This is a genomic window from Pseudomonas tremae (genome assembly GCF_023278125.1).
In the GTDB taxonomy this organism is placed as follows: Bacteria; Pseudomonadota; Gammaproteobacteria; order Pseudomonadales; family Pseudomonadaceae; genus Aquipseudomonas; species Aquipseudomonas tremae.
In genome coordinates this window covers 1,277,439-1,297,355 of record NZ_CP066270.1, presented here as the reverse complement: position 1 = coordinate 1,297,355, position 19,917 = coordinate 1,277,439, and the positions used below count along the sequence as shown (strand labels likewise).

Sequence of the window (19,917 nt, the reverse complement as noted above, 5' to 3'; positions counted from 1 at the left end):
TTCACCCTTCACTCGTCAGTCAGAATGACTTAGCGAGCGGTTACTTCGGTAGCTGCGAAGAAGTACGAGATTTCGCGAGCGGCGGCGGCTTCCGAATCGGAACCGTGAACAGCGTTGGCGTCGATGGAGTCAGCGAAGTCGGCACGGATAGTGCCGGCAGCAGCTTCTTTAGGGTTGGTAGCGCCCATCAGCTCACGGTTCAGAGCAATAGCGTTTTCGCCTTCCAGAACCTGGACCACAACCGGACCGGAGATCATGAAAGCAACCAGGTCACCGAAGAAACCACGAGCGCTGTGCTCAGCGTAGAAACCTTCAGCTTCGGCCTTGGACAGTTGCTTCAGCTTGGAAGCGACAACGCGCAGACCGGCTTTTTCGAAACGAGTGGTGATCTCGCCGATTACGTTCTTTGCAACGGCGTCAGGCTTGATGATGGAGAAAGTACGTTGAACAGCCATGGTGAAACTCCAGAAACAGTGATTTAAGCGAAAAATTAAACCCGCGAATTATACGCGGGTTCTGGTGTATTGCCTAACGGCGTACGTTACCGAACGTTAATCCAGCTCTTCGATCCATAGTGTCTGGATCGCTTCAAGAACCTTTTCCCCGCTACGGGCCGGGTCGTCATCGAATGACGGCAACGCCATGACCAGATCACGCAGCCTGGGGAAACTCACAGTGAGCGGGTTTACTTCCGGATGGCTTTCAGCCAGCTGGATAGCAATTTCCTGTACATCAACCCATTTGAGACTCATGAGCGTTCCTTGAATCAGTGCGGCGCTTCGGCAGCGTGATTGAGCGAGTACTTGGGTATCTCGACGGTGAGGTCTTCAGTACCGACAATGGCCTGACAGGATAGACGCGATTGCGCTTCAAGTCCCCAGGCCTTGTCGAGCATGTCTTCTTCCAGCTCGTCGGCTTCATTAAGCGAGCCAAAGCCTTCACGAATAACGCAGTGACAAGTGGTGCACGCACACACGCCGCCACAGGCGCTTTCGATCTCGATGTGATGCTCGTGGGCGAGCTCCAGAATAGACGTGCCGGTCGGCGCTTCTACAACCAGCCCATCCGGGCAATGCTCGGCGTGGGGCAGAAAAATCACCTGCGGCATCAGTTATTCCTCAATCTCATTCAAGTTGCGCCCGGCCAGTGCGGCTTTTACCGTCGAATCGAGGCGTCGGGCTGCAAATGCGTCGGTCACTTGCGACAGACGCTTGGTCTGCTGCTCGATGGCATAGCCATCGGTGCCTTGCATCAGCTCACGTAATTCTTCCATCTGCAGGTTGATGACCAGACGCTCCTCTTCATCGAGAAGACGTTCGCCATCGGCATCCAGCGCACCTTGAACCGCCTCAAGCAGACGCTCTGCATCGACCTGGTGTTCACGCAGTACACGAGCAACCTTGTCGTCGCCGGCATACTCAAAGGAATCCTTGAGCATGCGAGTGACCTCGTCATCGGTCAGTCCGTAGGACGGCTTGACCTGAATGCTCGACTCGATGCCAGAACCCATTTCACGTGCAGAGACGCTGAGCAGGCCGTCTGCATCGACCTGGAACGTAACGCGTATCTTCGCGGCGCCCGCCACCATAGGCGGTATGCCGCGCAACTCGAAACGTGCCAGGGAGCGACAGTCGCTGACCAGCTCGCGCTCGCCCTGCAGAACATGAATCTTCATGGCCGTCTGGCCATCTTTGTACGTGGTGAACTCCTGACCGCGCGCGACAGGGATCGTGGTGTTGCGCGGAATGACCTTTTCCATCAGCCCGCCCATGGTTTCCAGCCCCAGCGAGAGCGGAATCACATCGAGCAACAGAAGTTCGCCACCATCACGCTTGTTGCCTGCCAGGGTATCAGCCTGGATCGCAGCCCCGATGGCCACCACTTGATCCGGGTCGATATCAGTCAGCGGCTGACGACCGAACAGCTCGGCAACCGCCTCGCGCACACGCGGGACACGGGTAGAACCGCCAACCATCACCACTGCTTCGACTTCTTCAAGCTCGATGCCGGTATCACGCACCGCACGACGACAAGCCTTGAGGCTGCGCTGCACCATGGGCTCGATCAGTGCGTTGAGCGCGTCGCGGGTCAGCGTGCCGCGCCATTCCCCGTAAGCAACCTCGACTGCGTCGGCGTCGGTCAACGCTTCCTTGGCAGAACAGGCTGCCTGCAGGAGATTGCGCTGCGCGGACGGGGCCAGATCGGAAGACAAACCGGCATCGGCGACGATCCAGCTGGCAATCGCGTGATCGAAGTCATCGCCACCCAGAGCGGTATCGCCGCCCGTGGCCAGCACTTCGAATACACCGCCTGTCAGGCGCAGGATGGAAATATCGAAAGTCCCGCCACCCAGGTCATAGATAGCGACCACACCCTCGGCCTTCTGATCCAGGCCATAGGCAACGGCAGCAGCGGTCGGCTCGTTGAGCAGGCGCAGCACGTTGAGACCTGCCAGCCTGGCAGCGTCCTTGGTGGCCTGTCGCTGAGAGTCGTCGAAATAGGCCGGCACGGTAATCACCGCCCCGACCAGCTCGCCACCCAGCGCCTCTTCGGCACGCTGACGCAGCACCTTGAGAATGTCGGAAGAAACCTCGACCGGGCTTTTCGGCCCTTGCACAGTGTCAATGAACGGCATGTGCGACTCACCGCCAACGAAGCGATAGGGCAATTGCTCGCCCAATTGCTTGACGTCAGTCAGGCCGCGCCCCATAAGCCGCTTGACCGACAGCACGGTATTGAACGGGTCCAGCGAGGCTGCGGTTTTCGCCGCCTGCCCCACCTCGACATGGTCAGCGTGGTAGCGCACAGCAGAGGGCAGAATGACCTGCCCTTGTGCATCGGCCAACGGTTCGGACAGGCCGCTACGCACTGCAGCAACCAGAGAATTGGTAGTACCCAAGTCAATACCCACAGCCAGACGACGCTGGTGCGGTTGAGGACTCAGGCCGGGTTCGGCGATTTGCAGTAAGGCCATGCTGTTCAGAATAATCACTGGCGCGCAGCCGAGGCTGCGCGGGGTTAATCGTCGAGGCGCTCTTCTAGCTGGCGCACTTCGTGAGAAAGCTTGTCGAGAAACTGCATACGCCGCATCAGCTTTTCAGCGTGCTCACGTTGTGCAGGGTCATTCCAACAGGCAGCGAAGCTCTGGTTCAGTTCGTCCTGAGCCACCTTGAGCTGACGCTTGAAGGTCGCGACGCCATCGAGATCAGCCTCATCCTGCAGCTCCTCGAGGTCTTCACGTAGCTGCATCTGCTGTAGAAGAAACTCGGGATCATGCACGGTGACTTCAAGCGGCACTTCGTTGCCATTCATCGCCAGCAGGTAGCGCGCCCTTTTCGGCGGGCTCTTCAGGGTCTGATAGGCATCATTGAGACTGGCGGAGCGCTCCAGCGCCAGCCGCTGCTCACCCTCTGGGGCATCAGCAAAACGGTCCGGGTGAACGCTGCGCGCCAGTTCACGATAACGCGTCGCCAACTGATCGAGGTCCAGCTGGAACTCGGGCTTGAGCTCGAACAGGGCGAAATGACAGGGAGTACCCACAATAGAAGCCTCAGACGTTGAAGCTTTCGCCACAGCCGCACTCGCCGCGCGAGTTCGGATTGTTGAACTTGAAGCCTTCGTTCAAGCCTTCGCGCACGAAGTCGAGCTCGGTGCCGTCCAGATAGACCAGGCTTTTCGGGTCAATGATCACCTTGACACCGTGCAATTCAAACACAGTGTCTTCGCTGGCGGCCTCATCGACGAACTCAAGCACATAGGCAAGACCTGAACAGCCTGTGGTGCGAACACCCAGACGAACGCCGTCACCCTTGCCGCGCCCCTCGAGGGAACGTCGTACGTGGTTAGCGGCAGCTTCTGTCATGCTGATAGCCATCGGAGCTCCTTACTTGTTTCTGACTTCTTTTTGAAGGCTGCTTACAGCAGGCCTTTCTTCTGCTTGTAATCGCGTACAGCCGCCTTGATGGCGTCTTCGGCGAGTACCGAGCAGTGAATCTTTACCGGCGGCAGTGCCAGCTCTTCAGCCAGCTGAGTGTTCTTGATGGTCTCTGCTTCATCCAGAGTCTTACCCTTCATCCACTCGGTCGCCAGGGAGCTGGAGGCAATCGCCGAACCGCAGCCATAGGTCTTGAACTTGGCGTCTTCGATGACGCCCTGCTCGTTGACCTTGATCTGCAGGCGCATCACGTCGCCGCATGCAGGAGCGCCGACCATGCCGGTGCCAACATCAGGATCTTCCGCGTTCATCTTGCCGACGTTACGTGGATTCTCGTAGTGGTCGATGACCTTTTCGCTGTAAGCCATGATTCTGTTCCTCTCACATCAGGGAGCCGCTCTGCAGGTCATGTCCGGTTTGCACATGACCTGTCTTGAAGGCGACTTTAAATTAGTGTGCCGCCCACTCGATCTTGGAGATATCGATGCCGTCTTTGAACATGTCCCACAGCGGCGAAAGAGCGCGCAGCTTGGTGACTGCCTCGCAGACCTTCTGCGCGGCGTAATCGATTTCTTCTTCAGTGCTGAAACGACCGAAGGTGAAGCGAATCGAACTGTGCGCCAGTTCGTCGTTGCGACCCAGAGCGCGCAGTACGTACGAGGGCTCCAGCGAAGCCGAGGTACAGGCCGAACCGGACGATACCGCCAGATCCTTGAGTGCCATGATCAGCGACTCGCCTTCCACATAGTTGAAGCTCAGGTTCAGGTTGTGCGGCACACGGGCAGTCAGACTACCGTTGACGTAAAGCTCTTCCAGGTTTTCGACCTGCTTGAAGAAACGATCGCTCAGCGCCTTGATGCGCACATTTTCAGCGGCCATTTCTTCCTTGGCGATACGGAAAGCCTCACCCATGCCAACGATCTGGTGAGTGGCCAGAGTACCGGAACGCATACCGCGCTCATGGCCACCGCCGTGCATGGCCGCTTCAATACGAACACGTGGCTTGCGGCTGACGTACAGCGCGCCGATCCCTTTGGGACCGTAAGTCTTGTGTGCCGAGAACGACATCAGGTCAACCTTGAGGCTGGCCAGATCGATTTCAACCTTGCCTGTCGATTGCGCGCCATCAACGTGGAACAGCACGCCACGCGAGCGGGTCAGCTCACCGATGGCTGCAATGTCGTTGATGGTGCCGATTTCGTTGTTCACGTGCATGATCGAAACCAGAATGGTGTCGTCGCGCAGTGCGGCTTCGATCATCGATGGCGTGATCAGACCGTCTTCACCTGGCTCGATGTAAGTCACTTCGAAACCCTCGCGCTCAAGCTGGCGAGTGGTGTCGAGAACAGCCTTGTGTTCGACCTTGGAGGTGATCAGGTGCTTGCCTTTGCTGGCATAGAAATGCGCAACACCCTTGATCGCCAGGTTGTTGGATTCAGTGGCACCGGAGGTCCAGACGATTTCACGCGGGTCGGCGCTGACCAGATCAGCAACCTGACGGCGAGCGTTCTCGACCGACTCTTCAGCTTTCCAGCCAAAGACGTGGGAGCGCGAGGCCGGGTTGCCGAAGTTTCCTTCGACGGTCAGGCATTCGATCATTTTCTGCGCGACGCGCGGATCGACCGGAGTCGTCGCGGAGTAGTCGAGGTAAATTGGCAATTTCATTGAAGCTCTCCTATCAGGCAGGCGCACCGCTCATTCATCTGCGTTCATTCGACGGCGGACGTTTCGATCTTACCCAGTTGCGACACGTGATTATGGCCACGGCGCATATCCTGGCGCTGAGCGACTTCTTGTACCTCACGGCGAGTAACAAGATCCGCCAAGCTGATACCGCTTAGAAATTCGTGAATCTGCTGGCTCAGGTCACACCACAAGTGGTGGGTCAGGCAGGTATCACCTGCGTGGCAATCGCCTAGCCCCTGACAACGCGTGGCATCGACTGATTCGTTGACCGCGTCGACAACCTGCGCAACCTGAATGACCTTCATGTCACGGGACAGCTGATAACCACCACCCGGACCACGAACACTGGAAACCAGATTGCCGCGACGCAGCTTGGCAAACAGCTGCTCGAGGTAGGACAGGGAAATACCCTGCCGCTCGGAGATATCAGCCAGAGACACTGGCCCGTTCTGCGCGTGCAACGCCAGATCAAGCATGGCGGTCACAGCGTATCGGCCTTTAGTAGTCAGTCGCATGGCATATACCGCAGAGGTTCGGAATGAGAGCGAGTATGCTATTCCCGAGTAAATGAGTCAAGTATTAGACCAAGCAAAACAGTCGGGATTAGCGAAAAGCGCGGGCTGCATCATAGCAAAGGTACGGCCTAATGGCACGCGCCATGCCTACGCGAGCTTCAATGGTGCGGGCCACGCAAGCTTAAATCTCGCGTACGACTTAACCCGGCAAATCGTTGTATCCGCTTTTCACGCTTGGGATCCGAGCGGACGAAACACACTTCCTCGAACGGCCATTATTTTAATTATCAAGGCTTTTTTACAATGGAACCCGGCAAGGCCGATGCGCCACGCAACGCTGAGAAGCCTTGACCTTTTTGAGGAGTTACCAAATAGGAAATGTATGCGTCAGCGGCTCTCGAATGTCGCAACATGTGTATTCGCCTGAACGCGCAGACGCGCCACCCAGTAGCACGCGCAATACTACGGAGCGCAGCCAGAGGACGGCGGGCGACGCAGACCGAAATCACAGCATGCGACTGCAGCAGAAAATAAAGGATTTAAAACCTTAAGTGCGCCATGCACGAGGCCCAATAAAAGCTTATGGCCAAGCAGCCATCGACCGGGCATCAGGCAAGAAGACAAGTGTGAGTTTTGCAGAGTTGGACGCGACCCATCTCGACGCAATGGTCGACATCGAGAACCAACGAAATCCAGGCCTCAACCTCAGGCACTTCAGAGACCACAAAGAGCTCATTCAGGCACTCCAAAGCGATGGCCCCAGCGCATTTCGGGCAATATTCCCACAAACCAGTCCTGGAACCGGACAGATAGTCAGGCATCACGTAATGGCTGATGTCCGCCTGCATCAGGGTAGAGCTCCAACCATTATAATTACTGAGCCAGCCGTCATAGTCGGTTCACAGTTTCAACAGCTTCGACAGCACAATCTGACCCTTGAGGATTTGAGAAAGAGTGGTGTACCACTCTCGCACGTCGCCATTCTTGAAACGCAGGCGCAAAAAACGAAAGACGACTGCGTTATGTACGCCCTGAATTACGCAATCAAAGCCTATAAAAATGCAAATCAATTTGATGACATTCATCAAGGTCTTCAGCGTGGCGCATTACCAACCGAAGACGAGTCCAGAACCAAGACCACCCTCGGCGCACTCGAAAAAAACAGCCCATACCCATTGATGAACGGGGACACTCATGCGGCATTCGGTGCGGATTTTCTGCCAGTGGATTTTTATAAGCATGGCGCTTCGCTGACGCAGGCGAGAGAGCTAATGAAGCGGCCGGACGGACGCATGGCCGGGAGAGTCAACAGCGAAAACCACAGAGAGGCTGAAAACCTGATTCAACGCAACCAGGCATTTCGCATGACACGCAGTGTTTTGCTCGACGATGGTACACCGTCAAGCACCCAATTCAGCGCGTCCATCGACGGCTTTAGACTCCAGGAAATAAAACGAGTACTGGCCGCAGCACAGCGCTGACGACAACAATCGCGAGCTCTTATCGATACTATGCACCTCAACGATACGGGCCCGCCCGCCCTCAATCGGCGACGCGTGATACTAAATTAACTTCACTTAACCGCGTGTTCACGCTCGTCCTTGACGCAGTCGAAGACCTCACCACGCAGCTCGGGCAGCTCCTTGGCGCAGTAATCGCTGCCAAGTTTGCCGAGGGCATCGCACATCCCTTCGAGACGACCGTCGACCGCCTGCAAATGGTCGAGCATCTGCCCGATGGCGCGGGCAATCGGGTCTGGCATGTCTGCGCTGACGCCATAAGCATCAAAGCCGAGCTTTTCAGCCATGGCCTTGCGCCTGGCTTCTGTCTCGTCGTCGGACTTGACGATGATGCGCCCTGGTATACCTACGGCGGTCGCACCGGCAGGCACCGCTTTGGTGACTACGGCATTGGAGCCGATCTTGGCACCAGCCCCTACCGTGAAAGGCCCCAGCACTTTGGCACCCGCCCCCACCACGACGCCGTCCTCGAGGGTCGGATGACGCTTGCCGGCGTTCCAGCTGGTGCCGCCCAGAGTCACGCCCTGATAAAGCGTCACGTCATTGCCGATCTCGGCGGTTTCACCGATCACGATACCCATACCGTGATCAATGAAAAAGCGACGACCGATGCGCGCGCCCGGATGAATTTCGATGCCAGTCATCCAGCGACCGAAATTGGAAACCACCCGCGCGGGCCATTTCCAGCCGTTGCGCCACAAAATATGGCCAAAACGGTGCAGCCAGATAGCGTGCATGCCCGGGTAGCAGGTCAAGACCTCAAACGCGTTGCGCGCCGCAGGGTCGCGGTGGAACACACTTTGAATGTCTTCTCGCAGGCGCTCGAACATTACTGGTCCTTCCGCTTGTAGGGTTCGTCGCGTGCAACTTTCTGGGTTTCAGTGAGCACACCGCGCAGAATACTCAGCTCGGAGCGCTCCACCTCACTGCGACCGAACAGCCTGCGCAGCCTTGCCATCAAATGCCTCGGCTTTTCAGGGTCAAGAAAACCGATGTCCACCAATGTGCTTTCCAGATGACCATAAAAGCCTTCCATCTCGTCCATCGTCGCCAGCTCGGCACTGTGCGCCGACGCCGGCCTGGACGCCTCGCCCTGCTCCGATAGGGCCAGCCACGCCATACGTACTTCGTAGCTGAGCACCTGAACGGCCGCAGCCAGATTGAGCGAACTGAAAGCGGGGTCTGACGGAATATGCACATGGAAGTGACAACGCTGCAGTTCTTCGTTGGTCAGGCCAGCGTGCTCGCGACCAAATACCAGCGCCACTTCGGCGCCCTCCCCGGCCTGCTCGATAACCTTTTCGCCAGACGCTCGCGGATCAAGCAACGGCCATGGCAGGCTGCGATCCCGAGCACTGGTACCCAATACAAGACGGCAACCCACCAGCGCCTCTTCCAGCGTAGCGACAACCTGCGCAGCTTCGAGAATATCGGTGGCACCGGATGCGCGGGCATCAGCATCCGGCGACGGAAAGATTCTGGGCTCGACCAGCACCAGACGTGAAAGCCCCATGTTTTTCATGGCGCGAGCGGCACCGCCGATATTTCCGGGATGGGTAGTGCCGACCAGGACAACACGGATGTTCTGCAACAAGGCGAACGCTCACTGACGCGAATTAGGGGGGCAAATCTTACAGAAACGGTCCGCCTAACGCTACGAACCCGTGCAGACGACGCAACCTGAAATCATTTGCCCGGCAGCAGAAAAACTCACACGAAGTCGACAGCCGTAACAACGCAAGGCTGGAAATAATTCGAATCAGCCCATAGAATGGCCGGCTCTCTTTAACAACCTTAGGTGAATTGTCCATGCAGCCCATGCTGAATATCGCGCTGCGCGCCGCCCGCAGCGCCAGCGAATTGATTTTCCGCTCCATCGAGCGCTTGGATACCATCAAGGTTGACGAAAAAGAAGCCAAGGATTACGTCACAGAGATCGACCGCGCCGCCGAACAGAGCATCATCACTGCGCTGCGCAAGGCCTACCCGACTCACGGCATCCTCGGCGAAGAAAGCGGCATGCACGAAGGCAGCGGCGAAGGCACCGACTACCTGTGGATCATCGACCCGCTGGACGGCACCACCAACTTCGTTCGCGGCATTCCGCACTTCGCAGTCAGCATCGCCTGCAAATACCGCGGCCGCCTGGAACACGCTGTTGTTCTGGACCCGGTTCGCCAGGAAGAATTCACCGCCAGCCGTGGCCGCGGCGCTGCACTCAACGGTCGTCGCCTGCGTGTCAGCCAACGCAAGAGCCTGGAAGGCGCGCTGCTGGGCACCGGCTTCCCCTTCCGTGACAACCAGATGGACAACATCGAGAACTATCTCGGCATGTTCCGCAGCCTGGTCGGCCAGACTGCCGGCATCCGTCGCGCAGGCGCTGCAAGCCTCGACCTGGCCTACGTGGCCGCCGGTCGTTTCGATGCTTTCTGGGAGTCGGGCCTGTCCGAATGGGACATGGCTGCAGGCGCACTGCTGATTCAGGAAGCAGGCGGCCTGGTCAGCGACTTCACAGGCGGTCACGACTTCCTGGAAAAAGGCCACATAGTTGCCGGTAATACCAAGTGCTTCAAGGCTGTACTGACAGCCATCGCACCGCACCTGCCTGCTTCGCTCAAGCGCTAAACAGCAGATGTAAAAAAACCGGCGAAAGCCGGTTTTTTATGTCTCTCATAAGCCCAGCGGTTGGCGTTATTGCGCCTGACCCAATATCAGCTGACCGTTCTTGTCGACCGGAATCTGGCTACCTGGATCACGCTCCATACGGACCTGACCCACTTTTTCGTTCAGCTTGTACTTGACGTTGTAACCCACCACTTTGTCGCTGACATCATTGACCGTTGTGCAACGGTTCTGTGTAGTGGTGTAGGTATCACGCTCCTGCATACCTTCCTGAACCCTGTTACCGGCATAACCGCCGCCGAGCGCACCTGCGACGGTTGCGATTTTCTTGCCATTACCGCCACCGACCTGATTGCCGAGCAAACCACCGGCAACCGCGCCAATCACGCTACCTACGATCTGATGCTGGTCCTTGACCGGCGCCTGACGGGTAACGGTTACGTCCTTGCAAACTTCACGGGGGGTTTTGATCTGCTGGTTGATTGGCTCTACAGCCAATACATCCGCATACTCAGGACCACCCTTGACCAAGCTATAGGTGGCAACGGCGCCGCCAGCGGTCACGACAGCAGCACCTAATACAACACCAACAAGCATAGACTTGTTCACTTGAACCTCCTGACCAATCGAAACGCAGCATGACTGCGCAATGCCTAGCCTTGGAGCATAAAAAAAGGCGCGAGTTCAGCTCTCGCGCCTTTTTTATGATGACCGGGCTTATGGCAGGTCGTCGGCCTTGTCTACAACCACAGGAGGAATCAGATCTTCAGTGGTCAGGTTCAGCCAGATCAGCACCACGTTGGCGATGTAGATCGACGAGTAGGTACCCGCCAGCACACCGATAAACAACGCGATGGAGAAGCCTTCGAGGCTGTCACCGCCAAATACCCACAACGCCACAATCGCCAACAGGGTCGAAACCGAGGTCGCTATTGTGCGCAGCAGTGTCTGCGTGGTCGAAATGTTGATGTTTTCGATCAACGATGCCTTGCGCAGCAGGCGGAAGTTTTCGCGAACCCGGTCGAAGACCACGATGGTGTCGTTCAGCGAGTAACCGATGATCGCCAATACTGCCGCCAGCACCGTCAGGTCGAAGGTGATCTGGAAGAACGACAGGATACCCATCGTCACCACAACGTCGTGAATCAGCGAGATGATCGCGCCGACTGCAAACTTCCACTGGAAGCGGAACGCCAGGTAGATCAGAACACCGCCCAGCGCCATCAGCATGCCGAGACCGCCCTGGTCGCGAAGCTCTTCGCCGACCTGAGGACCGACGAACTCTACCCGCTTGACCACTGCCGGGTTATCGGCACCGGATTTGCGCAGCGCTTCAGCAACCTGGGTGCCCAGTTGCGGGTCTTCACCCGGCATGCGCACCAGCAAGTCAGTTGTCGCACCGAAGCTCTGCACAACGGCTTCGTGATAGCCCGCTGAAACAAGTTCCTGACGCACTTTGCCCAGATCGGCCGGACGCTCGTAAGTCAGCTCGATGAGCGTACCGCCGGTGAAGTCCAGACCGAAGTTGAGCCCTTTATGGAACCAGCTGAACAACGCCAGTGCGGTAAGGAGCATCGTAATGGCGAACGCAACATTGCGAACGCCCATGAAGTTGATGGTACGTAACATGGCAGCCCCTTAAATCCACAACTTCTTGAAGTCACGACCGCCGTAGATCAGGTTGACCATAGCGCGGGTCACCATGATGGCCGTGAACATCGAGGTAAAGATCCCGAGCGACATGGTCACTGCAAACCCTTTGACCGGGCCGGTGCCCATCGCAAAGAGAATGCCGCCGACCAGCAGCGTCGTCAGGTTGGCGTCGAGGATCGCCGTGTAGGCGCGGTCGAAACCTTCGTTGATAGCGCGTTGTACCGTCATGCCGTTGGCGATTTCCTCACGAATACGCGAGAAGATCAGCACGTTGGCGTCCACCGCCATACCCATGGTCAACACGATACCGGCGATACCCGGCAGGGTCAGTGTTGCACCCAGCAAGGACATTAATGCCAGCAGCATGACCATGTTCAGGGCCAGCGCCACGGTAGCGATCAGACCAAAGAAACGGTAGATCGCCATGATGAAGATCGATACGAACAACATGCCCCACAGGGAAGCATCGATACCCTTGGTGATGTTGTCGGCACCCAGGCTTGGACCAATGGTGCGCTCTTCGGCGAAGTACATCGGTGCTGCCAGACCACCGGCACGCAACAGCAGCGCCAGCTCGGAAGACTCACCCTGGCCGTTCAGGCCGGTAATCCGGAACTGACTGCCCAGCGGCGACTGAATGGTCGCCAGGCTGATGATTTTCTTCTCTTCTTTGAACGTCTGGACCGGCACGTCTTTCTCGACGCCGTTGACCATCTGCTTGGTGTAGGTAGTGGTAGGACGCTGCTCGATGAAGATCACCGCCATGCTGCGCCCGACATTGCTGCGGGTAGCGCGGCTCATCAGCTCGCCACCATGGCCGTCCAGGTTGATGTTTACCTGAGGGCGGCCATGCTCGTCGAAACTGGCCTTGGCGTCAGTCACCTGATCGCCGGTGATGATCAGACCACGCTCCACCGCCGCTGCCGGACGCCCGCCTTCGCGGAATTCGAACATTTCGGTGGTGCCTTTCGAATCATCCGGACCTGCGCCCAGGCGGAACTCGAGGTTGGCGGTCTTGCCCAGAATACGCTTGGCTTCCGCAGTGTCCTGCACACCCGGCAGCTCGACCACGATGCGGTTGGCACCCTGACGCTGTACCAGCGGCTCGGCCACACCAAGCTCGTTGACCCGGTTACGTACCGTGGTCAGGTTCTGCTTGATCGAGTATTCGCGAATCTCGGCCAGTTTGGCTGGCGTCAGCGCCATGCGCAGCACGGGAATACCGTTCAGCTCTGCAGGCGTGACTTCGAAGTCGGTGAAGGTCTTGCGAACCAGCGCACGAGCCTGCTCGCGTTCTGCGTCATCGCCAAAGCCCAGTTGAATCGCATTGCCCAACTGCGGGAGGCTGCGATAACGCACCTTCTCCTTGCGCAACAGGGATTTGACTTCACCTTCGTAGACTTTCAGACGAGCATCGATCGCCTTGTCCATGTCGACTTCCAGCAGGAAATGCACACCACCGGACAGGTCGAGGCCGAGCTTCATAGGGCTCGCGCCCAGGTTACGCAGCCAGGTCGGCGTGGTACGCGCCAGGTTCAGTGCGACGACATAGTCATCACCCAAAGCCTTGCGCACTACATCCTTGGCCGGCAACTGATCTTCCTGCTTGCTCAGACGCAACAAACCGCCCTTGCCATTCTCGGCCAGAGAAGAAGCCTTGACCGAGATGCCAGCATCGGCAAGCGCCTTGGCTGCACGATCCACGTCTGCCTGATTGACTTGCAGCGCAGTGCTCGCGCCGCTGATCTGGATGGCAGAATCATCAGGATAGAGATTGGGTGCGGAATAAATAAAACCGACCACCAGCACCGCCAGGATCAGTACGTATTTCCACAGAGGGTATTTGTTCAGCATCACGCCGCCCGCTTAAAACGCGGGGCGCCTTGCGCGCCCCGTCGATGGGTAAAAAGTTGCTACTCAGATCGCTTTCAGGGTGCCTTTAGGCAGAGTGGCCGCGATGGCGCCTTTCTGGATTTTCAGCTCGACCGTGTCGGACACTTCGATGACCACGAAGTCGTCGGTCACTTTGTTGATCTTGCCGGCGATACCGCCGCTGGTCACAACTTCGTCGCCTTTCTGCAGGTTGCCCAGCAGGTTTTTCTGCTCTTTCGCGCGCTTGGCCTGTGGGCGCCAGATCATCAGATAGAAGATGACCAGGAAGCCGACCAGGAAGATCCACTCGAAACCACTGCCCGCAGGACCGGCAGCCGGTGCAGCAGCATCCGCAAAAGCGGGAGAGATGAAAAAGCTCATGTGTCGCTCCAGTTACATAATTAGTATAAAAGCAGGAAAAACTCGTTCTGTTTCAACCCAGAGGCGGCGTTGGAAGGCCGCGTTTGGCATAGAAGGCATCGACAAAGGCGGCCAATGTACCCTGTTGAATAGCCTCGCGCAAACCAGCCATCAGCAGCTGGTAGTGCCGCAAATTATGGATTGTGTTGAGCATGCTACCCAGCATTTCCCCACACTTGTCCAGGTGGTGCAGATAAGCGCGCGAGAAGTTCTTGCAGGTGTAGCAATCGCAGGTCGGGTCCAATGGCGAATTGTCATGACGATGGAAGGCATTACGGATTTTCAGAACGCCGGTATCGATGAACAAATGGCCGTTGCGAGCGTTGCGGGTCGGCATGACGCAGTCGAACATGTCGACGCCACGGCGCACACCCTCGACCAGATCTTCCGGCTTGCCTACACCCATCAGGTAACGGGGTTTGTCTGCCGGCATCTGGCCTGGCAAGTAGTCCAGCACCTTGATCATCTCGTGCTTGGGCTCGCCAACCGACAGACCCCCGATGGCCAGACCATCGAAACCGATCTCGTCCAGGCCTTCCAGCGAGCGCATGCGCAGGTTCTCGTGCATGCCTCCCTGAACAATGCCGAACAGTGCCGCGGTGTTCTCGCCGTGCGCGACCTTAGAACGCTTGGCCCAACGCAGGGAAAGCTCCATGGAGATACGCGCCACGTCCTCGTCAGCCGGGTACGGCGTGCATTCATCGAAAATCATCACGATGTCCGAGCCCAGATCACGCTGCACCTGCATCGACTCTTCCGGCCCCATGAACACCTTGGCGCCATCAACCGGAGACGCGAAGGTCACGCCCTCCTCCTTGATCTTGCGCATGGCGCCCAGGCTGAACACCTGAAAACCGCCGGAGTCAGTCAGAATCGGCCCCTGCCATTGCATGAAATCGTGCAGGTCGCCGTGGCCCTTGATGACCTCAGTGCCCGGGCGCAACCACAAGTGAAACGTGTTGCCCAGAATCATCTGCGCACCCGTGGCCTCGATGTCACGCGGCAGCATGCCCTTGACCGTGCCATAGGTGCCCACCGGCATGAACGCCGGGGTCTCGACCACGCCACGCGGAAAGGTCAGGCGACCACGACGGGCCTTGCCGTCGGTGGCCAACAACTCGAAAGACATACGACAGGTGCGACTCATGCGTGATCCTCTGGTGCCGATTCCTGTGGGGCCGTCGGCGCGGGATTGCGGGTGATGAACATGGCATCACCGTAACTGAAGAAGCGGTACCCGTGCTCGACGGCCGCCGCATAGGCAGCCATGGTTTCGGGATAACCGGCGAATGCCGAAACCAGCATCAACAGCGTGGATTCGGGCAAATGGAAATTGGTCACCAGAGCATCGACGACGTGAAACGGACGCCCCGGATAAATGAAAATGTCAGTGTCGCCGCTGAAAGGCTTCAACTCGCCATCACGCGCTGCGCTTTCCAGCGAGCGAACGCTGGTGGTGCCGACCGCGATCACCCGACCGCCTCGCGCACGGCATGCCGCCACGGAATCGACCACGTCCTGGCTGACTTCCAGCCACTCGCTGTGCATGTGGTGATCTTCGATCTGCTCGACGCGAACCGGTTGAAAAGTGCCCGCGCCTACATGCAACGTGACAAAAGCAGTCTCGACACCCTTGGCTGCAATCGCGTCCAGCAACGGCTGGTCGAAGTGCAGACCCGCAGTCGGCGCAGCCACAGCGCCAGCGCGCTGGGCATAGACGGTCTGATAACGCTCGCGGTCCGAGCCTTCGTCCGGGCGGTCTATATAAGGAGGCAACGGCATGTGCCCGACCCGATCCAGCAGCGGCAGCACCTCTTCGGCAAAGCGCAACTCGAAAAGCGCATCATGCCGGGCCACCATCTCGGCCTCCCCACCGCCGTCGATCAGAATCGACGACCCGGGTTTGGGCGACTTGCTGGAACGCACATGCGCCAGCACACGATGGCTGTCCAGCACCCGCTCGACCAGAATTTCCAGCTTGCCGCCGGAGGCTTTCTGCCCGAACAGGCGTGCAGGAATGACACGGGTATTGTTGAACACCATCAAGTCGCCAGAGCGTAAATGCTCAAGCAAATCAGTGAATTGACGATGTGCCAGCGCCCCGGTCGGCCCATCGAGGGTCAACAGGCGACTGCTGCGACGCTCGGCCAGCGGGTGGCGAGCAATCAGGGAATCGGGGAGTTCGAAGGTAAAGTCAGCGACGCGCATGATCGGGTTCGTTTAGCAGGGCCGGGAAGTTTATCCGGTTTGACGGCATTAGTAAAAAACCTGCGTAAATCCCTGTTGACCAACGGAAAACTCATCCTTATACTTCGCCGCCATTGAGCCCTGATGGCGGAATTGGTAGACGCGGCGGATTCAAAATCCGTTTTCGAAAGAAGTGGGAGTTCGATTCTCCCTCGGGGCACCACCATTGAAAAAGACCTTGAAATTCAAGGTCTTTTTTTTCGTCTGGCGTAATGCGCTGTGTTCCGCGCAGTTCCGACGCATGATGCACGGCGCGACCAAGCGTTCGTTCACACCTCTGATTAATCTGCAGCTTCCTGGCCAGCAAACGTGATGCTCCGCTCCTCGATCAGAGGCCGCCCTTCCAGATCTCATCGCCTAGTGTTTCGGCAGCACGCTGCATGTAAACCATGCTGGCAATCGGTGGGCTCCGCAAGCTAGGCTAAGCTCTCAATTTTTTGAAGCAGGGAGCTGATATGTCTTTTGACGCATTTATGCAGGTGGACGGTGTAGAGGGCGAGTCTCTTGATGACGGCCACAAGGGCTGGGTAGAGCTGTTGTCATACCATTACGACGCGGTTCAGTCGATCAGCAGAACTGCCTGTTCTAGCGGCGGCGCGACTGCTGGGGGCGTGACTCTGGGAGACTTCAGAGTAAGTAAATACATAGACAGAGCAACACCAAAATTATTTGAGCTTTGTTGCCGTGGTTCGCACATCAACAAGGTAACTATACGCGTACACCGCGCAAGCACTGAGAAATTCAAATATTTAGATATCGTTCTTGAAGAAGTTTTGATATCAACCGTTAGCGGTAATGGCGCAGAACATGCCGGCTTACCAGTGGAAATGATCACACTCAACTACGGACGTATAAAATTTGAATATTCTCAGCAGCGGCGTGCTGACGGAGGAAATGCTGGTATCGTCTCAGGGGGGTGGGATAGGACCGCAAATAAGCCTTTTGCTTAATCAAAAATACTATCTGCTCAGCGGAATTCTTTAAAAACTAAAACCCGCCCAACGAAAGGGCGGACTCCAGAATTATCTAAATAGTAGCAAAGTGACACCAAGTAGAATGACAGTAATTATTGATTCTTTTCGAGAAAGCGAAAAGCAAATAGCCATCTGCACAACGATAGCTATAGCTATAGTTACGACCAAACCCCGAAAAACCGCTCTGTCATTAGACTCATCTTGAATCGGCAAGGATAAATTATCAGGTGATGGCGTGAGACCGGGTGGGGACGCGAGCATACTAGGATCCATCCAATCATATTCAGAACCCTGAAAGAGCACATACATTAGCAGACAGAAAAAATAAATACTGTACAAAAAAATTCGCAGCAATACACTTTTCATTTTCATTTTCATATTCATCACATCGTAAGCTGTTTGAGGTGAGACCAAGAATTGACGATGAAATTACCGTAACTCAGATCCTTTTTAAGTTCATCTAAAGACCGACTTGTACCCCAATTATACCGAGCGCCGATAATTCGTACCTCTTCCATTCCGATGGAAGAAAAATGATCATAATCAGCAAGCATACGCAGGTGCTTTGCCGCAATATCAATATTATAGATATCAGTTTCAATACAGTTAGCCAAACTCCGAAGCTGACTGATATCCATCTCGTCGGGATTCATCCCTAAAGTAACAGCTGCTGTGCGAAGCTGGATGCTGACCCAACCAAAACTGGTTTTGGCTGGGGGATTAGTTATCGGACTTGAGAGATTACCCAAGCGCTCAAGAGCTCTGACTTCGAAGCCAATCCTGTCCACAAAATTGGGGTCGCCGCCAACCTCAATCCAACAAACTCCAGCCAACAGCTCAATAGGGAGTGAGTACTTAGCTGCTGCCGCCTTGATATATGATTTATTATGAACTACCCAAGAATAAGCGGTGCCACCGCCCAATTGCTCGGGCCATGCTTTCCAAATGACTAGATCAAGCAGGGTCCAAGTGGGACTATTGTTTGACTCTGGCGTGCAAAATTCGTCCATATGTTCATCCATGACCTGCTTAAAAAACCATACTCTAACATTAACCTTTGCCGGAAGTGCAGCCACTATTGGCCTAGCTACGGACAAAAATCAGAACAACCTGCCCAACGCCACAGGTTCCCAATTCATGATAACCAGCTCACCGCTGACATCAGCCTTTCCCGTTCTCTGGTTTGCCGCGCTGTAGCGAATGTCCACCGTTTCAAAATGGAAGCCTTCAAACACGCGCCGTATGTCAGGGTGATCATTGATGCTCACCATCACCTTCCCCTTACACCGCCGCATGAACTCAGCCATCCGCTCGTAGTTTTCAAATGGAAAGTCTACTCCGTACCCAGCCGTCTGCCAGTAAGGCGGGTCCATGTAGTGGAAGGTGTGGGACCGGTCGTAGCGCTCGGCACATTCGAGCCACGGCAGGTTCTCCACGTATGTACCTGACAAACGCTGCCAAGCTGCAGACAGGTTTTCCTCGATCCGCAGCAGGTTGATGGCCGGGCCGGTCGTGGCAGTGCCAAACGTCTGCCCGCTCACTTTTCCTGCAAAGGCATGGTGCTGCAGGTAGAAGAACCGGGCAGCGCGCTGGATGTCGGTGAGGGTTTCGGGGCGGGTCATCTTCTGCCACTCAAATACCTGGCGCGAGCTGAGTGCCCATTTGAATTGACGGACGAATTCTTCAAGGTGGTTTTGGACTACGCGATACAGTGTCACCAGATCACCGTTGATGTCGTTCAAGACCTCGACGGGGGCAGCCTGGGGACGCATGAAGTAGAGGGCCGCACCGCCAGCGAACACTTCGACGTAGCATTCGTGGGGTGGGAAAAGCGGGATAAGACGGTCGGCCAGGCGGCGTTTGCCGCCCATCCAAGGGATGATGGGTGTGGACATAGAAGGCAAGACCTTCACTGTATGTATAAACAGTTGCCAGGCTCGCTCCGCTTTGTACACGAAGCGAGAGCCTTGGCTGGACTTGCAGGGGCAAACCGTCCCACCACGTAGATAGGCAGTGGGACGAGGTAGGACAAGCGGGAAATGGCGAGAGCCCTCAAGCAGCCTTACACCACAGCAGCCCTTGAATGCTCAGGTGTGCTTGATGCAGCCGGTCATAGTAGGTCTGCCGACTGCAACCGCAGTGGGTGATTTTTTGATGTAGGAAACTGTCGCTGTTGCAGTAATGCTCACGCACGACCAACGCCAGCTCGGGTGCCAGGTGCTTGTTGACGATAAGCTCTATGTCGGCAGACTCGTCCATCGTATTTGTCGGTGCTGTTGTCGTTATCGCGCGTATTACCGATGGCATTTGAGGTTTTGTATGTCTTGGAGGTGTTCAGAAGTATCACCTGAAGTCCAGCTTCCTTTGCAGCGCTGATCAACGTCGCAACGTTGAACTTCGACACAACCGCACCAGTAGGCAAGTTACCCTTGGTTACGATTCAATCTCCGAGGGTAAGGGGACCGCTTGTGCGG

General features: G+C 56.5%; 24 protein-coding genes and 1 tRNA gene. 4 read left to right on the top strand and 21 right to left on the bottom strand.

Features of this window, described 5'->3' with window-relative positions:
- Positions 1 to 29: 29 nt before the first annotated feature.
- The 9 genes from ndk to iscR all read right to left on the bottom strand — a co-directional run bounded on the left by ndk (position 30) and on the right by iscR (position 6,135).
- Positions 30 to 455, bottom strand: a complete 426-nt coding sequence (ndk, locus tag I9H09_RS05995; protein ID WP_002552482.1) for a nucleoside-diphosphate kinase — start codon at positions 453 to 455, stop codon at positions 30 to 32.
- A 96-nt stretch (positions 456 to 551) separates the two neighbouring features.
- The gene (gene iscX, locus I9H09_RS05990; protein WP_122347464.1) at positions 552 to 752 is read right to left on the bottom strand and encodes a Fe-S cluster assembly protein IscX; all 201 of its coding nucleotides are present in this window, start codon (positions 750 to 752) and stop codon (positions 552 to 554) included.
- Between the two features lie 14 nt (positions 753 to 766).
- On the bottom strand, positions 767 to 1,108 hold the full coding sequence (gene fdx, locus I9H09_RS05985) for an ISC system 2Fe-2S type ferredoxin (protein WP_005891625.1): 342 nt from the start codon (positions 1,106 to 1,108) through the stop codon (positions 767 to 769).
- 3 nt (positions 1,109 to 1,111) lie between these two features.
- Entirely contained in the window at positions 1,112 to 2,974 is a 1,863-nt protein-coding gene (gene hscA, locus I9H09_RS05980) for a Fe-S protein assembly chaperone HscA (protein ID WP_024670473.1), read from the bottom strand.
- Positions 2,975 to 3,018: 44 nt separating this feature from the next.
- Positions 3,019 to 3,540 carry a co-chaperone HscB gene (gene hscB, locus I9H09_RS05975; RefSeq protein WP_122324916.1) on the bottom strand — a complete coding sequence of 174 codons (522 nt, stop codon included), beginning with the start codon at positions 3,538 to 3,540 and terminating at the stop codon, positions 3,019 to 3,021.
- A gap of 10 nt (positions 3,541 to 3,550) precedes the next feature.
- Positions 3,551 to 3,874, bottom strand: coding sequence for an iron-sulfur cluster assembly protein IscA (gene iscA, locus I9H09_RS05970; protein WP_003314173.1), 324 nt, complete (start codon positions 3,872 to 3,874; stop codon positions 3,551 to 3,553).
- A 41-nt stretch (positions 3,875 to 3,915) separates the two neighbouring features.
- On the bottom strand, positions 3,916 to 4,302 hold the full coding sequence (gene iscU / locus I9H09_RS05965; RefSeq protein WP_002552476.1) for a Fe-S cluster assembly scaffold IscU: 387 nt from the start codon (positions 4,300 to 4,302) through the stop codon (positions 3,916 to 3,918).
- Between the two features lie 82 nt (positions 4,303 to 4,384).
- Positions 4,385 to 5,599, bottom strand: a complete 1,215-nt coding sequence (locus I9H09_RS05960) for an IscS subfamily cysteine desulfurase (protein ID WP_122312903.1) — start codon at positions 5,597 to 5,599, stop codon at positions 4,385 to 4,387.
- Positions 5,600 to 5,643: 44 nt separating this feature from the next.
- Entirely contained in the window at positions 5,644 to 6,135 is a 492-nt protein-coding gene (iscR, locus tag I9H09_RS05955) for a Fe-S cluster assembly transcriptional regulator IscR (RefSeq protein ID WP_005891617.1), read from the bottom strand.
- 551 nt (positions 6,136 to 6,686) lie between these two features.
- Here iscR and I9H09_RS05950 point away from each other — a divergent pair.
- Positions 6,687 to 7,616, top strand: a complete 930-nt coding sequence (locus I9H09_RS05950) for a YopJ family acetyltransferase (protein ID WP_283106583.1) — start codon at positions 6,687 to 6,689, stop codon at positions 7,614 to 7,616.
- 92 nt (positions 7,617 to 7,708) lie between these two features.
- On the opposite strand, the gene cysE is transcribed toward I9H09_RS05950, so the two are convergent.
- Complete coding sequence (cysE, locus tag I9H09_RS05945) at positions 7,709 to 8,485, bottom strand: serine O-acetyltransferase (protein ID WP_005891615.1); 777 nt, start codon at positions 8,483 to 8,485, stop codon at positions 7,709 to 7,711.
- The gene (gene trmJ, locus I9H09_RS05940; RefSeq protein ID WP_122347463.1) at positions 8,485 to 9,249 is read right to left on the bottom strand and encodes a tRNA (cytosine(32)/uridine(32)-2'-O)-methyltransferase TrmJ; all 765 of its coding nucleotides are present in this window, start codon (positions 9,247 to 9,249) and stop codon (positions 8,485 to 8,487) included. The genes cysE and trmJ overlap by 1 nt, the downstream gene beginning before the upstream one ends.
- A gap of 215 nt (positions 9,250 to 9,464) precedes the next feature.
- Between trmJ and suhB the strand changes: the two genes are divergently transcribed.
- Positions 9,465 to 10,280 (top strand): type III secretion system regulator SuhB, encoded by an 816-nt coding sequence (gene suhB / locus I9H09_RS05935; protein ID WP_024670469.1) that lies wholly within the window; start codon positions 9,465 to 9,467, stop codon positions 10,278 to 10,280.
- Between the two features lie 66 nt (positions 10,281 to 10,346).
- Here the strand turns inward: suhB and I9H09_RS05930 are convergent, their stop codons facing one another.
- The 6 genes from I9H09_RS05930 to queA all read right to left on the bottom strand — a co-directional run bounded on the left by I9H09_RS05930 (position 10,347) and on the right by queA (position 16,430).
- Entirely contained in the window at positions 10,347 to 10,886 is a 540-nt protein-coding gene (locus I9H09_RS05930) for a glycine zipper 2TM domain-containing protein (RefSeq protein ID WP_024670468.1), read from the bottom strand.
- Positions 10,887 to 10,994: 108 nt separating this feature from the next.
- A complete protein-coding gene (gene secF / locus I9H09_RS05925; protein ID WP_005891607.1) occupies positions 10,995 to 11,906 on the bottom strand; it encodes a protein translocase subunit SecF in 912 nt (303 codons plus the stop codon).
- 9 nt (positions 11,907 to 11,915) lie between these two features.
- A complete protein-coding gene (gene secD, locus I9H09_RS05920) occupies positions 11,916 to 13,784 on the bottom strand; it encodes a protein translocase subunit SecD (protein ID WP_122347462.1) in 1,869 nt (622 codons plus the stop codon).
- Between the two features lie 63 nt (positions 13,785 to 13,847).
- On the bottom strand, positions 13,848 to 14,183 hold the full coding sequence (gene yajC / locus I9H09_RS05915; protein WP_002552468.1) for a preprotein translocase subunit YajC: 336 nt from the start codon (positions 14,181 to 14,183) through the stop codon (positions 13,848 to 13,850).
- A 52-nt stretch (positions 14,184 to 14,235) separates the two neighbouring features.
- A complete protein-coding gene (tgt, locus tag I9H09_RS05910) occupies positions 14,236 to 15,351 on the bottom strand; it encodes a tRNA guanosine(34) transglycosylase Tgt (protein ID WP_086934813.1) in 1,116 nt (371 codons plus the stop codon).
- Between the two features lie 14 nt (positions 15,352 to 15,365).
- Positions 15,366 to 16,430, bottom strand: coding sequence for a tRNA preQ1(34) S-adenosylmethionine ribosyltransferase-isomerase QueA (gene queA / locus I9H09_RS05905; RefSeq protein ID WP_122366567.1), 1,065 nt, complete (start codon positions 16,428 to 16,430; stop codon positions 15,366 to 15,368).
- Positions 16,431 to 16,547: 117 nt separating this feature from the next.
- Between queA and I9H09_RS05900 the strand changes: the two genes are divergently transcribed.
- Positions 16,548 to 16,632, top strand: a tRNA-Leu gene (locus I9H09_RS05900).
- A 292-nt stretch (positions 16,633 to 16,924) separates the two neighbouring features.
- Positions 16,925 to 17,419, top strand: coding sequence for an Hcp family type VI secretion system effector (locus I9H09_RS05895; RefSeq protein WP_122347837.1), 495 nt, complete (start codon positions 16,925 to 16,927; stop codon positions 17,417 to 17,419).
- Between the two features lie 72 nt (positions 17,420 to 17,491).
- Here the strand turns inward: I9H09_RS05895 and I9H09_RS05890 are convergent, their stop codons facing one another.
- The 4 genes from I9H09_RS05890 to I9H09_RS05875 form a co-directional block, all read right to left on the bottom strand.
- A complete protein-coding gene (locus tag I9H09_RS05890) occupies positions 17,492 to 17,821 on the bottom strand; it encodes a hypothetical protein (protein WP_122347838.1) in 330 nt (109 codons plus the stop codon).
- 5 nt (positions 17,822 to 17,826) lie between these two features.
- Positions 17,827 to 18,453 (bottom strand): hypothetical protein, encoded by a 627-nt coding sequence (locus tag I9H09_RS05885; protein WP_122324911.1) that lies wholly within the window; start codon positions 18,451 to 18,453, stop codon positions 17,827 to 17,829.
- 90 nt (positions 18,454 to 18,543) lie between these two features.
- The gene (locus tag I9H09_RS05880; RefSeq protein ID WP_236502365.1) at positions 18,544 to 19,338 is read right to left on the bottom strand and encodes a DNA adenine methylase; all 795 of its coding nucleotides are present in this window, start codon (positions 19,336 to 19,338) and stop codon (positions 18,544 to 18,546) included.
- A gap of 157 nt (positions 19,339 to 19,495) precedes the next feature.
- Positions 19,496 to 19,750 carry a PA0613 family protein gene (locus I9H09_RS05875; RefSeq protein ID WP_053480675.1) on the bottom strand — a complete coding sequence of 85 codons (255 nt, stop codon included), beginning with the start codon at positions 19,748 to 19,750 and terminating at the stop codon, positions 19,496 to 19,498.
- Positions 19,751 to 19,917 lie beyond the last annotated feature (167 nt).